At 65.2% G+C, this 13,767-nt stretch carries 11 protein-coding genes; 4 read left to right on the forward strand and 7 right to left on the reverse strand.

What is annotated here, in order from left to right; all coding sequences use genetic code 11:
* Window positions 1–11: 11 nt before the first annotated feature.
* The 6 genes from DDZ17_RS03810 to DDZ17_RS03835 all read right to left on the reverse strand — a co-directional run bounded on the left by DDZ17_RS03810 (window position 12) and on the right by DDZ17_RS03835 (window position 7,624).
* Window positions 12–1,655, reverse strand: coding sequence for a CTP synthase (locus tag DDZ17_RS03810; protein WP_116364589.1), 1,644 nt, complete (start codon window positions 1,653–1,655; stop codon window positions 12–14).
* A gap of 129 nt (window positions 1,656–1,784) precedes the next feature.
* Window positions 1,785–3,152 (reverse strand): tRNA lysidine(34) synthetase TilS, encoded by a 1,368-nt coding sequence (gene tilS / locus DDZ17_RS03815; protein ID WP_116364590.1) that lies wholly within the window; start codon window positions 3,150–3,152, stop codon window positions 1,785–1,787.
* Between the two features lie 20 nt (window positions 3,153–3,172).
* The gene (accA, locus tag DDZ17_RS03820; RefSeq protein ID WP_116364591.1) at window positions 3,173–4,120 is read right to left on the reverse strand and encodes an acetyl-CoA carboxylase carboxyl transferase subunit alpha; all 948 of its coding nucleotides are present in this window, start codon (window positions 4,118–4,120) and stop codon (window positions 3,173–3,175) included.
* 97 nt (window positions 4,121–4,217) lie between these two features.
* Window positions 4,218–5,519 (reverse strand): sodium ion-translocating decarboxylase subunit beta, encoded by a 1,302-nt coding sequence (locus DDZ17_RS03825; RefSeq protein ID WP_116364592.1) that lies wholly within the window; start codon window positions 5,517–5,519, stop codon window positions 4,218–4,220.
* A 6-nt stretch (window positions 5,520–5,525) separates the two neighbouring features.
* On the reverse strand, window positions 5,526–7,328 hold the full coding sequence (oadA, locus tag DDZ17_RS03830) for a sodium-extruding oxaloacetate decarboxylase subunit alpha (protein WP_116364593.1): 1,803 nt from the start codon (window positions 7,326–7,328) through the stop codon (window positions 5,526–5,528).
* Between the two features lie 41 nt (window positions 7,329–7,369).
* Entirely contained in the window at window positions 7,370–7,624 is a 255-nt protein-coding gene (locus DDZ17_RS03835) for an OadG family protein (RefSeq protein WP_116364594.1), read from the reverse strand.
* A 243-nt stretch (window positions 7,625–7,867) separates the two neighbouring features.
* Between DDZ17_RS03835 and DDZ17_RS03840 the strand changes: the two genes are divergently transcribed.
* From DDZ17_RS03840 to DDZ17_RS03855, 4 genes are all read left to right on the forward strand, one after another.
* Window positions 7,868–8,839, forward strand: a complete 972-nt coding sequence (locus DDZ17_RS03840) for a tRNA dihydrouridine synthase (protein ID WP_116364595.1) — start codon at window positions 7,868–7,870, stop codon at window positions 8,837–8,839.
* Window positions 8,836–9,864, forward strand: coding sequence for a helix-turn-helix transcriptional regulator (locus DDZ17_RS03845; RefSeq protein ID WP_116364596.1), 1,029 nt, complete (start codon window positions 8,836–8,838; stop codon window positions 9,862–9,864). The genes DDZ17_RS03840 and DDZ17_RS03845 overlap by 4 nt, the downstream gene beginning before the upstream one ends.
* A gap of 146 nt (window positions 9,865–10,010) precedes the next feature.
* Window positions 10,011–12,254, forward strand: a complete 2,244-nt coding sequence (locus tag DDZ17_RS03850; protein WP_116364961.1) for a TonB-dependent receptor — start codon at window positions 10,011–10,013, stop codon at window positions 12,252–12,254.
* Between the two features lie 105 nt (window positions 12,255–12,359).
* On the forward strand, window positions 12,360–12,983 hold the full coding sequence (locus DDZ17_RS03855; RefSeq protein ID WP_241505776.1) for a peptidylprolyl isomerase: 624 nt from the start codon (window positions 12,360–12,362) through the stop codon (window positions 12,981–12,983).
* A 19-nt stretch (window positions 12,984–13,002) separates the two neighbouring features.
* On the opposite strand, the gene DDZ17_RS03860 is transcribed toward DDZ17_RS03855, so the two are convergent.
* Window positions 13,003–13,758, reverse strand: a complete 756-nt coding sequence (locus DDZ17_RS03860; RefSeq protein WP_116364963.1) for an SDR family NAD(P)-dependent oxidoreductase — start codon at window positions 13,756–13,758, stop codon at window positions 13,003–13,005.
* Window positions 13,759–13,767: the final 9 nt, after the last annotated feature.

Consider the following 13,767-nt stretch of genomic DNA (forward strand, 5'->3'; position numbering starts at 1 on the left):
GGTCAGTCTTGTCAAGCCTTGGGGGCCTTGGCGGCCGCGTGGGCCAGGGCGGCCTCCACATAGCCGGTAAACAGCGGGTGGCCGCCGCGGGGCCGGGAGGTGAATTCCGGGTGGAACTGGCAGGCCACAAACCAGGGATGGTCCGGCAGTTCGATCATCTCCACCAGGGAGCGGTCGGCAGACCAGCCGCCAACGCGCACGCCGGCGTCCTGCAGTTGCTGGAGGTAGTTGTTGTTGATTTCGTAGCGGTGGCGATGGCGCTCCATCACCGATTCGCTGCCGTACACTTCGCGCACCTTGGAGCCGGGCTCCAGGTGACACAGCTGGGCGCCCAGGCGCATGGTGCCGCCGAGGTCGGAATTTTCGTCGCGGGTCTCGGTGCTCCCGTCCACGTTCTGCCACTCGGTAATCAGGCCGACAATGGGGTGCGGGGTGGCCGGCTGCATCTCGGTGGAGTGGGCACCATCCAGGTGACAGACATTACGGGCGTACTCGATCAGCGCCACATGCATGCCCAGGCAAATGCCAAGGAAGGGTACTTTGTGCTCGCGGGCGTAGCGCACCGCAGTGATCTTGCCTTCCACGCCCCTGTCGCCAAAGCCACCGGGCACCAGGATGGCGTCGGCGCCTTCGAGCACGCCGGTGCCGTCGCGCTCGATGTCCTCGGCGTCGATATAGTCCACCTCCACCTCGGCCAGGGTCTGCAGGCCGGCGTGCTTGAGGGCTTCATTGAGGGACTTGTAGGCGTCCAGCAGGTCCATGTACTTGCCGACCATGGCAATGCGTACCTTGCCGCGGGTATCGGAAAACTCCCGGCGCAGCACTTCGTCCCACTCGGACAGGTCGGCCGTGTCGGCGGTCAGGCCAAAGCGCTCCACCACGATGTCGTCCAGGCCCGCCTTGTGCAGGATGCCGGGGATGCGGTAGATGGAATCGGCGTCCGGCAGGGCGATCACCGCCCGTTCTTCCACATTGGTGAACAGGGCGATCTTCTTGCGCGCGCTGTCGTCGATTTCCACCTCTGAGCGGCACAGCAGGATATCCGGCTGCAGGCCGATGGAGCGCAGCTCCTTCACCGAGTGCTGGGTGGGTTTGGTCTTGGTTTCGCCGGCGGTGGCAATGTAGGGCACCAGGGTCAGGTGCATCAGCAGGGCGCGGCTGGCACCCACTTCAATGCGCAGCTGGCGGATGGCCTCCAGGAAGGGCTGGCTCTCGATGTCACCCACGGTGCCGCCAATCTCCACCACGGCCACATCGGCATCGCCGGCGCCGAGGATGACCCGGCGCTTGATCTCATCGGTGATGTGGGGAATCACCTGCACCGTGCCGCCCAGGTAGTCGCCGCGGCGCTCCTTGCGCAGCACGGCATTGTACACGCGGCCAGTGGTGAAGTTGTTGCTCTTGCGCATGGTGGCGCGGGTGAAGCGCTCGTAGTGGCCGAGGTCCAGGTCAGTCTCGGCGCCGTCTTCGGTCACAAAGACCTCACCGTGCTGGAAGGGGCTCATGGTGCCCGGGTCGACGTTGATGTAGGGGTCGAGCTTGAGCAGGGTGACCTTCAGGCCCCGGGCCTCCAGCACCGCCGCCAGGGATGCGGCTGCGATCCCCTTGCCTAGAGACGAAACCACACCACCGGTGACGAAGACATATCGCGTCATGAAAAGCCTATTTACGCTGTTGTTCGGGACACACAAAACCCGCACTCTGTCTTGCCTTCAGGGGCGTTGGACGGAGCGCGGGTACTGCGAAAAGATGGGTAGCCAGACTAGCAGAAAGCACCATTTGGCTCAATCGGCAGCGGTGGGACAATTTCGCTCCCAGCGCACTTGCCAGCGCCCCGCCCCGCCGTCCCGCGCTGGCTGGGGAGCGGCGCTGTCGCAGTACCAGCGATCGCCAATCACCCGCAGTTCGCCATCCAGATACAGCAGTGGCAGGCGGGCCCGCCACCAGGGGGGCACCCCCTGCTCCTGCAGCCACTGCTTGAGGGGGCAACTGCCGCCGCGGCCCGCCGGCCGGCAGCGCTCGCCGCCGCGCCGAAAGCCCAGCGTAAGCAACTGAGTTGGGCCAAGGTACAGCCCCGGCGCGCCGGCCGGCGCCGGCACCAGGGCCAGCCGCCCCAGCGCCCCGATATCCAGCGTTTGCCCCGGACCGAGGGACTGGCCGGCGGCCTGAGCTGCCGGGCCATCCGACCCGGGCAGGCGGTACAGGCCGGCGCCAAAGCGCTGGATCTCGGCGCCATCCACTACCAGGCGGGGCGCGCCGGCATCGCTTGCACGCAACTGGCGCAGCAGCTCCAGCAGGGCCACCCGGTCCGGGGCGCGCAGGCCGAGTTCGCCAAACCACCGGCGTAGCAGCGCCGCCGCCGCCGCGTCGGAGTGGGCCAGCAGAGGCGCCAGGGCCAGCCCCGGGTCGCCGAAGGTATTGTGCACTCGCGGCAGCGGGCCCAGGCTCTCTTCCAGCAGTGCCGCCACGTCGCGCTGGGCACCGGCGGCGCGGCTCAGGGTGGCGCGATAGCCCGGCCAGCGCTCGGCGAGCAGCGGCAGCACCCGCTGGCGCAGGTAGTTGCGGTCAAGGTTTGTATCGGTATTGGAGGGGTCGTCGACCCAGCCCAGGCCGTGCTGGCGGGCGTAGGCCAGCAGTGCGCTGCGCGGCACGCCCAGCAGAGGCCGGTGCACGGTGCCCTGCCCCAGCGGGCGCGCCGGCGCGATGGCACCCATGCCCTCAACCCCGGCGCCGCGCAACAGGCGCAGCAGCAGGGTCTCCACCTGATCGTCCTGGTGGTGGGCAGTGAACAGCACCTCGCCGGCCTGCAGGTGCTGCTTGAACACCCGGTGGCGGGCCCGGCGCGCGGCGGCCTCCAATCCATCGCCATCACTGGCGACATCCACCGTCGCCGCCACCAGGGGCACGCCGAGCTCAGCACAGCGAGCCGCACAGTGGGCCTGCCACTGCGCGGCATCGGCGTGCAGGCGGTGATTGATATGCAGGGCAGTCAGTGGCGGCAAGCCGGGCTGCAGGGCCCGCACCTGGCACAGCAGGTGCAGCAGCACGCTGGAATCCAGCCCGCCGCTGTAGGCCAGCCACCAGCGGGGCGCGCGCGCCAGCGCCGCCAGGTCGTCGGCGAGGTGGCTGGGGCTGAGTGGGCGGTGCGCCATGGCCGGACTCCGGCCCGTGGTCAGTTCCCGTAGGACATCAGGCGGGCGTAGCGTTGTTCCAGCATTTCATCCACCGGCATTTGTTGCAGGCGGTCAAGCTGGCCAATCAGGTGATCCTGGATGCGACTCGCCATCAGGCCGACATTGCGGTGGGCACCGCCCAGGGGCTCGGCGATGGTGGCATCGACAATGCCCAGCTCTTCCAGCACGCTGGAGGTCACCCCCATGGCCTGGGCCGCATCGGGGGCGTGTTCGGTGCTCTTCCAGATAATGTTGGCGCAGCCTTCCGGGGAAATCACAAAGTAGGTGGCGTACTGCAACATGGCCAGGTGATCGCCCACGCCAATGCCCAGGGCGCCGCCGGAGCTGCCCTCGCCGATCACCACGCAGAGGATGGGCGTGGCCAGGCGCGACATGACCGCCAGGTTCTGGGCGATAGCCTCACTGATGCCCCGCTCTTCCGAGTCGATGCCTGGGTAGGCCCCGGGGGTGTCGATCAGGGTGATCACCGGCATCTTGAAGCGCTCGGCCATTTCCATCAGGCGCAGGGCCTTGCGGTAACCCTCGGGCTTGGGCATGCCGAAGTTGCGCAGCACCTTGTCTTTCACCGCCCGGCCCTTCTCCTGGCCGATCACCATCACCGGCCGCCCGTCGAGGCGGGCCACGCCGCCCACAATGGCCTTGTCGTCGCCAAAGCGGCGGTCGCCGTGCAACTCGTCGAACTCTGTGAAGACCCGGGGAATGTAGTCCAGTGAGTACGGCCGCTGGGGATGGCGAGCCACCTTGACGATATCCCAGGGGCTGAGGTTGCCGTAAATCTTCTCGGTGAGCTTGGTGCTTTTCTCCCGCAGCTTCTCGATTTCTTCACTGATGTTGATATCAGCATCGGAGCCCACGTGCTGGAGTTCCTCGATCTTTACTTCCAGCTCGGCAATGGGTTGTTCGAAATCAAGATAGTTGGGGTTCATTCGCAATCAGGGCCCGGGTAATTCAACGTGGCCGCACAGTGTACAAAAAATACGGGGCGGATACCTAGTGGCACGCGAGCGGTGCGCTAAATCCGCCTTAACCCACCAGGCTGATCATCACGCCCGCAGCGACTGCGGAGCCGATCACCCCCGCCACATTGGGGCCCATGGCGTGCATCAGCAGGAAGTTCTGGGGGTTGGCCTCCAGCCCCAGCTTGTTGGACACCCGCGCCGCCATGGGCACGGCGGACACCCCCGCGGAGCCGATCAGCGGGTTCAGGGGCACCGCGCTGAAACGGTTCATCAGCTTGGCCATCAGCACGCCGCAGGCGGTGCCAATGCCAAAGGCGATGATGCCAAGGCCCAGAATACCCAGCGTTTGCACATCCAGGAACTTGCTGGCCACCAGTTTGGAGCCCACCGACAGGCCGAGGAAGATGGTAGTGATGTTGATCAGGGCGTTCTGCACCGTGTCCGACAGGCGATCCACCACCCCGCATTCCTTCATCAGGTTGCCGAAGCAGAACATGCCCAGCAGGGGCGCCGCGTCCGGCAGCAGCAGGGCCACCAGGATCAGCAGCACCAGGGGGAATACGATTTTCTCCCGCCTGGATACGTGGCGCAGCTGCTTCATTTCGATGGCCCGCTCTTCCTTTGTGGTGAGGGCGCGCATGATGGGCGGCTGGATCATCGGCACCAGGGCCATGTAGGAATAGGCGGCCACGGCAATGGCGCCCAGCAGATCCGGCGCCAGCACGCTGGACACATAGATGGCGGTGGGGCCATCGGCGCCGCCGATAATGCCGATGGCGGCGGCATCGGCAATGCTGAAGTCCATCCAGCCCAGGGCAGTGAGCCCCACGGCACCGAGCACGGTGGCAAAAATGCCGAACTGGGCGGCGGCCCCCAGGAACAGGGTGCGCGGGTTGGCGAGCAGCGGGCCAAAGTCGGTCATGGCCCCCACGCCCATAAAGATCACCAGCGGCGCCACGCCGGAGGCGATGGCCACGTTGTAGAAGTTGTACAGCATGCCGTTGCTGTAGCCGGCGCTCTGCGCCAGACGCTCAAGGGTCAATTGCACCACTGGCCCGGCGTCGTCAACGGCGGCCATGATGGCCTTGATGCCGGCGTCGGCGGGCAGTTCAAACAGCCTTGCCACCTCCGCCAGTACCGCCGGGTTAGCGTGGTGCAGGGCATTTTCCACCGCCGAATAGGCCAGGCCCGCGCCGGGGATGTTGGCGAGAATGCCGCCAAAGCCGATGGGTACCAGCAGCAGGGGCTCAAAGCCCTTGCGAATGGCGAGAAACAGCAGCATTAGCCCGATGGCGATCATCGCCGCCTGGCCCGCCTCCATCTGTACCAGACCGGAGGCATGCCAGAGTGTGAGCAGGTTGTCCATCGGGGCTTATCCCAGTTTGATCAGGGCATCGCCCACTTTCACGGCATCGCCCACCGAAATGCACACCTCGCCCACCGTGCCGTCGCGCGGGGCGCGCACCTCGGTTTCCATCTTCATCGCCTCCAGCACCAGCACCACATCGCCGGCGGCAAGGGCGTCACCGGCGGCAACGTTGATTTTGACGATATTCCCCGCCAGCGGCGCGGGCAGGGGCTCGCCACCGCCCGCCGGAGCCGGCGCGGCGGCAGGCGCGGCAGCGGGCGCCGCCTGCACCGAGGACACATCGCCGCCCTCGGCCACCTCCACCACATAGGACTGGCCGTTGACGGACACGGTGTACACCGCCGGGCCGTCCTCGCTGGCGGGGGCGGCAGCCGGCGCGGGCGACGGGGCCGGTGCGGGTTCACTACCCGGCGCCGGTTCGAAGGCATCCGGGTTGCCACGGTTTTGCAGGAACTTGAGCCCCACCTGGGGGAACAGGGCGTAGGTCAGCACATCGTCCACCTCGCCGTCGCCGCGGCTCAGCTTGATGCCCTTTTCCTTGGCCAGCTCGCGCAGCTCGGCGGTGAGCTTGTCCAGCTCCGGGCTCAGCAGGTCCGCCGGGCGGCAGGTGATGGCCTCGCCCCCCTCCAGCACGCGCTGCTGCAGCTCGGTGTTCACCGGGGCCGGGGTGGCGCCGTACTCGCCTTTCAATACGCCGGCGGTCTCCCGGGAAATGGACTTGTAGCGCTCGCCGGTGAGTACGTTCAGCACCGCCTGGGTGCCGACAATCTGCGAGGTGGGGGTGACCAGGGGGATAAAACCCAGGTCTTCGCGCACCCGGGGAATTTCCTCCAGCACTTCGTCCAGGCGATCCGCCGCACCCTGTTCGCGCAGTTGGTTTTCCATGTTGGTGAGCATGCCGCCGGGCACCTGAGCCACCAGAATGCGCGAGTCCACCCCGCGCAGGGAGCCTTCAAACTTCGCGTACTTCTTGCGCACCTCGCGGAAGTAGGCGGCGATGGTCTCCAGCTTGGTGATATCCAGCCCGGTGTCGCGCTCGGTGCCTTCGAGAATGGCCACCACGGTCTCTGTCGGTGAATGACCGTAGGTCATGGACATGGAGGAAATGGAGGTATCCACGTTGTCGATACCCGCCTCCACGCACTTGAGAATGGTGGAGGTGGACAGCCCGGTGGTGGCGTGACACTGCATGTGGATGGGGATGTCGCAGCTGGCCTTGAGCCGCTTGACCAGCTCATAGCCCTCGTAGGGGCGCAGCAGGCCGGCCATGTCCTTGATGGCGATGGAGTCGGCGCCCATGTCCTCGATGCGCTTGCCCTGCTCCACCCAGGTGTCGATGTTGTGCACCGGGCTCAGGGTGTAGGAGATGGTGCCCTGGGCGTGCTTGCCCACCTGTTTCACTGCCTTCAGCGCCACGTCGATATTGCGCATGTCGTTCATGGCGTCGAACACGCGGAACACGTCCACCCCGTTCGCCGCCGCGCGCTCCACGAACTTTTCCACCACGTCGTCGGCGTAGTGCCGGTAGCCGAGGATGTTCTGGCCCCGAAACAGCATCTGCTGGGGCGTGTTGGGCATGGCTTTTTTCAGCTCGCGAATGCGCTCCCAGGGGTCTTCACCCAGGTAGCGGATGCAGGCGTCGAAGGTGGCCCCGCCCCAGGATTCCAGCGACCAGAAGCCGACGCTGTCCAGCAGCTCGGCAATGGGCAGCATGTCGTCCAGGCGAACCCGGGTTGCCAGCAGCGACTGGGAGGCGTCCCGCAGTACCACGTCGGTAATGCCCAGCGGGCGTTGATTGGCTTCCATAGCAGCGAACCTCGTTAACGCGAATGCATGCGACGCTGGAATCAGCGCTGTTTGCGGTGTTGATGAATGGCGGCGGAGATAACGGCCAGCAGCTGGGCATCGCCGGATGGCACGGCGCTGGCGGCGTTGGCGACAGGACGAGCGGGGGGCGCCTCCACTTCCGGCTCCGCAAAGAAGCGCTCCACCAGGCGCGACATAAAGGTGGTGGCCACCACCAGCAGGGCCAGGAAAACCACCACAGTGCCCATGCCATAGAGCATCAGCTCCAGTCCCTGATCAATGATACCGGCCTGCATGCTGCTCCCTTCGCCCGCTGCGCCCGAAACGCAGGCTCCAAAACGTTGTGCCCAAAACCGTTGTACCCAAAACCGCTGTACCCAAAACAAGGGAGCTATCATAAAGCAGGATCACCACCGCTGACCAATAACGCCAAGGTGGCATTCCGCAGGGCGGCAGGCACAGCGTATAATCACCCGCTGCGCCCGCGCTCAGGGCGGCGCAAGCGCCCTTCATCCACCCCGACCGATCCGATACGTGCCATGCGCCTGATGCTCGCCCCCATGGAGGGGGTTATCGATCACACCATGCGCCACCTGCTCAGTTCCCTGGGCGGGCTGGATCGCTGTGTCACTGAATTTCTGCGGGTATCGGACCGGCTGTTGCCGCCGCGGGTGTTTCACCGCATCTGCCCGGAACTGGCAGCGGGGGGCCGCACCCCGGCCGGGGTGCCCGTTTACCTGCAGTTGCTGGGGGGCCAGCCGGCGCCTTTGGCCGAGAATGCGGCGCGCGGCGCAGAGCTTGGCGCGCCGGGCATCGACCTCAACTTCGGCTGCCCGGCCAAAACGGTGAATCGCTCCGATGGCGGTTCCATCCTGCTGCGCGAGCCGGAGCGGGTGGGCCGCATTGTGGCAGCGGTGCGCGCGGCGGTGCCCGCCGCCATCCCGGTCACGGTCAAAATCCGCCTGGGTTACGACGACCCGGGCCTGCTGAGAGAGAACATCCAGGCCATTGCCGCCGGCGGGCCCAGCGAGCTCACCATTCACGCCCGCACCAAGCGCCAGGGCTACCGGCCACCGGCCCACTGGGACGAAATCGCCCGCGCCCGGGCCTGGCTCACCATGCCGGTGGTCGCCAACGGTGAAATCTGGAGTGTCGAGGACGCCCGGCGCTGCCGGGCAGTCAGTGGCAGTGACGATTTAATGCTGGGGCGCGGCGCCCTGTGCCGGCCGGATTTACCGCGCCTGCTGCGCGCCGCCAGCGAGGGCCGGGATTTGCCGGCCATGGCCTGGCCGGACATCTGCGCCCTGCTGCTGCAGTTCTTCGAACTGACCCTGCAGCACTACGACGCCGACTGCGTCGGCAACCCCCTGAAACAGTGGCTGGTCTACCTGCGCTGCTACTATCCCCAGGCGGCTTTGCTGTTCGAGGACATCAAGCGCCTGCGCACCCCGCCCCTGCTGCACCAGCGGCTGCTGCAGGAGTACGACCGCCACACCCGGCTGGCCGCGTGAACACCGCCACCCGCGCCGACCTCGATCGCATATACCAGGGTTTCAACGAAGCCTGCCTGGAAGACCCGGCGCACTTTGACTTCCTCAACCTCAAGCAGGTCGGCGACAACCACAACGGCGTGCGCCTGCAACTGGACAGCACCGACGACCGCGGTTTCTGGGAGCTGTACCGCGCCAACCGCGACCTGCTGGTGTGTATCATCGATGGCCGCTACGAAAAGACCTACCAGCAGCGGGTCCTGCCGCGCCAGGACCTGATTACCCTGCGCTTCATGCTGTCCAGTGGCCTGCAGGTCGCCTTTGCCGGCGACAGCCGGGTACAGGTACCCTCTGCCAGCGTATCGGTGATGCACACGCGCAAGGACCACGCCTTCAATGTCTGCATTGAAGAGGGCAGCCACCTTTGCTCGGTCACCATCCACATCAAGCCTGGCTTTCTGCGGCGGCACTTCGGCCTACAGCGCGCGCAATTACCCCGGCGCCTGGGGGACGTGATCTTCGGCGCCGATCCGGCCGACAATTTCTGCAGCTTTCCACTCACCCCGGGCATGATGCACATCACCCTGGACCTCATCCACATGCCCTACCAGGGCGTGCGCCGGCGCCTGTTCACCGAGGCCAAAATCGCCGAGTTGGTGTGCCGCTTCTTCCAGGAAACCGAGGCCGGTGACCAGCACCAGGACGAGGAGGATGCGCCGGGACTGGCGCTGAAGAGCAAGCTGTTTAGCGCCCAGAAGATCCTGGTGGAGCGCCACGCCAACCCACCCACGGTGGCCGAACTAGCGCGCCAGGTGGGGCTGAACCGCAGCACCCTGTGCGCCGAGTTCAAACGGATTTTCGGCAATTCGGTGTTCGAGTTCCTGCAGGATTACCGCATGAACAAGGCCCGGGAGCTGCTGCACGACGGCAAACTGGCCATCTCCCAGGTCGCCGAGACGGTCGGCTACCAGCACCCAACCAATTTTACGGCGGCCTTCAAGCGCCACTTCGGCTACCTGCCCAAGGAATTGCGCACCCCGTCCTGACCCGCCCGCGGGCGTACAGCTGCATCATTCCTTTGGACGATCGCATCATTCAAGCGCTACTGCCTCGTGATAATGTGCGCCAGCAAACCATAACCACCTGGCCCGGCCCAGCCGGCCACATGATGAACAAGACGGGGAAACGAACCATGTCAATTCTCGCAAGCCACGTTCGGCGCGCTCTGTACTGCGACCATAAAACGTCTCTAACTGCACTGCTGCTGGCCGGCGCTGCCGCCCTGCCCGCAGCCGCCCAGGACCAGGCCGCCGGCGCCAACGCGGTGTTCGAGGAAGTCGTCGTCACCGCGCGCAAGCGGACCGAGTCGATGTATGACGTACCGATCAGCATCAACGTGCTATCGGAAACCGCCATCGACAACATGGGCGCCAAGGACTTTTCCGACCTGCTGGGCACCGTCCCCAGCCTGACCGCCTACCAGAACGGCCCCGGGCGCACCCGGCTGTCCATTCGCGGTGTCGCCAATGGCGGCGGCAACGACAACGACACCCAGAACCAGGAGACTGTGGCCATCTACCTGGACGAGATTCCGATCTCCATGGGCGCCATGAACCCAGAGATCAGCCTGTTCGACCTGCAGCGGGTGGAAGTCCTGCGCGGCCCACAGGGCACGCTCTACGGCGCCGGCTCCATGACCGGCACCATTCGCCAGGTGACCAACAAACCTGACCTCGCCGAATTCGGCGGCAAGTTCGAAACCAGCTTCTCCAGCATCAATGAGGGCTCCAACGGCCAGTCCTACAAGGGCCTGGTCAATGTGCCAGTGGTCGACGACAAGTTCGCCGTACGCGCCAGCGCCTACTACGTGGAAGAAGGCGGCTACATCGACAACATCCTCACCGGCGAGGACGACCTCAACGAAGCCACCTCCAAGGGCGGCCGCATCGTCGCCCGCTGGCAGGCCACCGACCGGCTAATCGCCGACTTCTCGGTACTGCACCACGAGTACTCCGACGGCGGTCGCCCGGAAGACCTCGACCACACCCCGGAACTGACCCGTGACTACCCCTCCTTCGACGGCTACGACGACGAGATGGATATCTACAACCTGACCCTGGACTACGACCTGGGCTGGGCACAGTTGGTGAGTTCCACCTCCTACTTCGACCGCAGCGTGATCAACCGCCGTTCGCTGGACCTGCTGCTGCAGAGCCAGTTCCCGACTGTGACCCCGCACGAACTGGAAGACATGACCGACTCCGAGGTCTACGCCCAGGAGATTCGCCTCGCGTCCACCTACGATTCCCCCCTGCAGTGGACTGTGGGCGCCTACGCCGACAGGAAAGAAGTGTTCTACGAGAACACCTTCCCGGTACCGGGTGCCGATGCCGCCATCGGTATCGACTCGGGTGACTTCGGTGCCCCCAAGGACAACCTGTACTACGGCTACGACGACCTCACGGTGGAGACCTACGCCTTCTTCGGCGAGGCCTACTACAACTGGGAGCAGTGGACCCTGACCGCTGGCCTGCGCTACTTCAACTGGAAGCAGGAAATCAAGTACTACCAGTCCGGCCTGTTCAACGGCGGCTCCAATAGCGACCCGCGCCCGGAAGGCACCGAGGACGGCATCAATCCGAAGGTCAACCTGAGCTACGACCTGGGTGACAACGCTCTGGTCTATGTCCAGGCGGCCCGCGGCTTCCGCTACGGCGGCATCAACGGCAACATCCCGCGCTCGGTGTGTGCCGACGAACTCGACGAAGTTGAACGCAGCGGCGGCGACACCCGCTTCTTCGACCCTGACAAACTGTGGAACTACGAGATCGGCACCAAGGGCACCGCTGCCGACGGCCGACTGCAGTACAACCTGACCTACTTCTATATTGACTGGGACGACATGCAGACCCAGCGCAGCTTCGAGTGTGGTTTTGGCTTCCGTGAAAACGTGGGCAAGGCCACCAGCGAAGGGGTGGAAGTCGAATTCACCGCGCGTCCGATCGACGGCCTGACCCTGACCCTGGGCGGCACCTATGTCGACTCCCAACTGGCGGAGGACGTACCTAACCTGAGCGCAGAAAACGGTGACCCGGCGCCTTTCGTGGCCGATGTCAGCGCCAACGCCAGCGTTGAATACCGGCACCCACTGGGCAACGGTCTCGACGGCTTCGTCTGGGCGAACGCCATCTATACCGGCGACCGCGGTACCGAGTTCAGCAAGCAGCAGCCCAATTACCGGGAAATGGACGCCTACACCGTGGCCAACATGCGCTTGGGCGTACAAACCGAAGGCTGGGAAGTGTCGCTATTCGCCGACAACCTGTTCGACGACCGCGGTGTGACCCGTGCCCTGCGCCGCCCGCCCTTCGATCCCGATGCCCAAATCCGAATCCAACCCCGAACGTTGGGCGTTACCGGCCGCATTCACTTCTGATAGCCTGCGCTCCCCCGGCCAGTTTGCTGCGGGAGCGACGTCACCCGCTGGCGCCCCCTGGCGCCAGCCCCATCAACTGCCAACCTTTGTTCACAGGAGAATCCCGTGGCACTTAAACGCATTAGGCAACTGGCAGCCCTCGTCACACTGTGTATTACCTTTGCCGCCTGGGCGAACAACCCCACAGTCGTTATCCACACCGACATCGGCGACATCACTGTCGAACTCTATCCAGATGCAGCGCCGGTAACCGTCGCCAATTTTCTGCGCTACGTGGATGCCGGGCTCTACCGCGACAGCAGCTTTTACCGTGTAGTCACCCTGGACAACCAATCCCACCAACCGGTAAAAATCGAGGTGATCCAGGGAGGCCGGGGAATGAGTGACACACCACCACCTTTCCCGCCCATCCGTCACGAAACCACGCAGGAAACCGGACTCACACACCACCGCGGCGTGATCTCTATGTCACGACTGGAGCCGGGCAGTGCAAGCTCCGAGTTCTTTATTTGCGTAACCAACCAACCGGAGCTCGACTTCAGTGGCAAACGCTATCCCGACGGCCAGGGTTTCGCGGCCTTTGGCCAGGTAATTGATGGCATGGACGTGGTATCACGCATACAACAGCTGGATACCGACACCCCCGACCCCAATCATCCGAGCTATGCCGGCGGACAGATGCTGTTGCAGCCGGTGCGTATCGCTAACGTCCAGCGCAAGGCCCACTGAGCCTCGCGCCGGAACATCATCAGATAGCAGTCTGGCCGCCGTCGATCACCAGCGCAGAGCCGGTCACAAAGCGCGCCTCGGCGCTCGCCAGGTAGGCCACGGCGCCGGCAATTTCCTCGGGCTCCGCCATGTAGGGCGTGAGCGGCGACATGCGGCCAAACAGGGCCAGGTCGGCGCCCTCGGGTGCCTGGGCGTTGCGAATCAACGGCGTGTTCACGCCGCCCGGGCAAACCGCATTCACCCGCACGCCACGGCCGGCGTATTCTGTGGCCAGGGCGCGGGAAAAGTTGAGCACCGCGGCCTTGCTGGCGCAGTAGGCGGAGTTGTAGGGCAGCCCGGCGATACCGGCGGTGGAGGCAATGTTGACGATATTGCCGCCGCTTTCCAGCAGGTGGGGAATGGCGGCCAGGCTGAGGGCAAACACCGAGTTGATGTTGACGTCCATCACCCGGCGCCAGCGCTCCACGGTGAGTTCGGCGAAGTGGCTGGTGCACACCATGCCAGCAATGTTGCACAGGATGTCCAACTGGCCGTAGGCCGCCACGCACTCCGCCACGGCGGCGGCGCAATCGGCATCGTCACTCACGTCCAGCACGCGGGTGGTCACCTCCACACCGCTGTCCCGCAGGACCGCCATCTCGCTCGCCAGGCCCTCGGCGTTGATGTCGCAGGCAAACAGGCGCGCGCCCTCCCCGCCCAGGCGCTTGGCGCTCGCCAGGCCAATGCCGGATGCCGCGCCGGTGATAAAGGCGACTTTGTTGTCGAATCGTTGCATGCTGCCCTC

It is taken from the genome of Parahaliea mediterranea (genome assembly GCF_003402235.1).
GTDB classification, from domain to species: Bacteria; Pseudomonadota; Gammaproteobacteria; order Pseudomonadales; family Halieaceae; genus Parahaliea; species Parahaliea mediterranea.

What these genes read in the sequence shown, in the direction of transcription:
- DDZ17_RS03810 (WP_116364589.1), bottom strand. Translation starts at nt 1,655, where the DNA reads ATGACGCGATATGTCTTCGTCACCGGTGGTGTGGTTTCGTCTCTAGGC.
- tilS (WP_116364590.1), bottom strand. Translation starts at nt 3,152, where the DNA reads ATGGCGCACCGCCCACTCAGCCCCAGCCACCTCGCCGACGACCTGGCG.
- accA (WP_116364591.1), bottom strand. Translation starts at nt 4,120, where the DNA reads ATGAACCCCAACTATCTTGATTTCGAACAACCCATTGCCGAGCTGGAA.
- DDZ17_RS03825 (WP_116364592.1), bottom strand. Translation starts at nt 5,519, where the DNA reads ATGGACAACCTGCTCACACTCTGGCATGCCTCCGGTCTGGTACAGATG.
- oadA (WP_116364593.1), bottom strand. Translation starts at nt 7,328, where the DNA reads ATGGAAGCCAATCAACGCCCGCTGGGCATTACCGACGTGGTACTGCGG.
- DDZ17_RS03835 (WP_116364594.1), bottom strand. Translation starts at nt 7,624, where the DNA reads ATGCAGGCCGGTATCATTGATCAGGGACTGGAGCTGATGCTCTATGGC.
- DDZ17_RS03840 (WP_116364595.1), top strand. Translation starts at nt 7,868, where the DNA reads ATGCGCCTGATGCTCGCCCCCATGGAGGGGGTTATCGATCACACCATG.
- DDZ17_RS03850 (WP_116364961.1), top strand. Translation starts at nt 10,011, where the DNA reads ATGTCAATTCTCGCAAGCCACGTTCGGCGCGCTCTGTACTGCGACCAT.
- DDZ17_RS03860 (WP_116364963.1), bottom strand. Translation starts at nt 13,758, where the DNA reads ATGCAACGATTCGACAACAAAGTCGCCTTTATCACCGGCGCGGCATCC.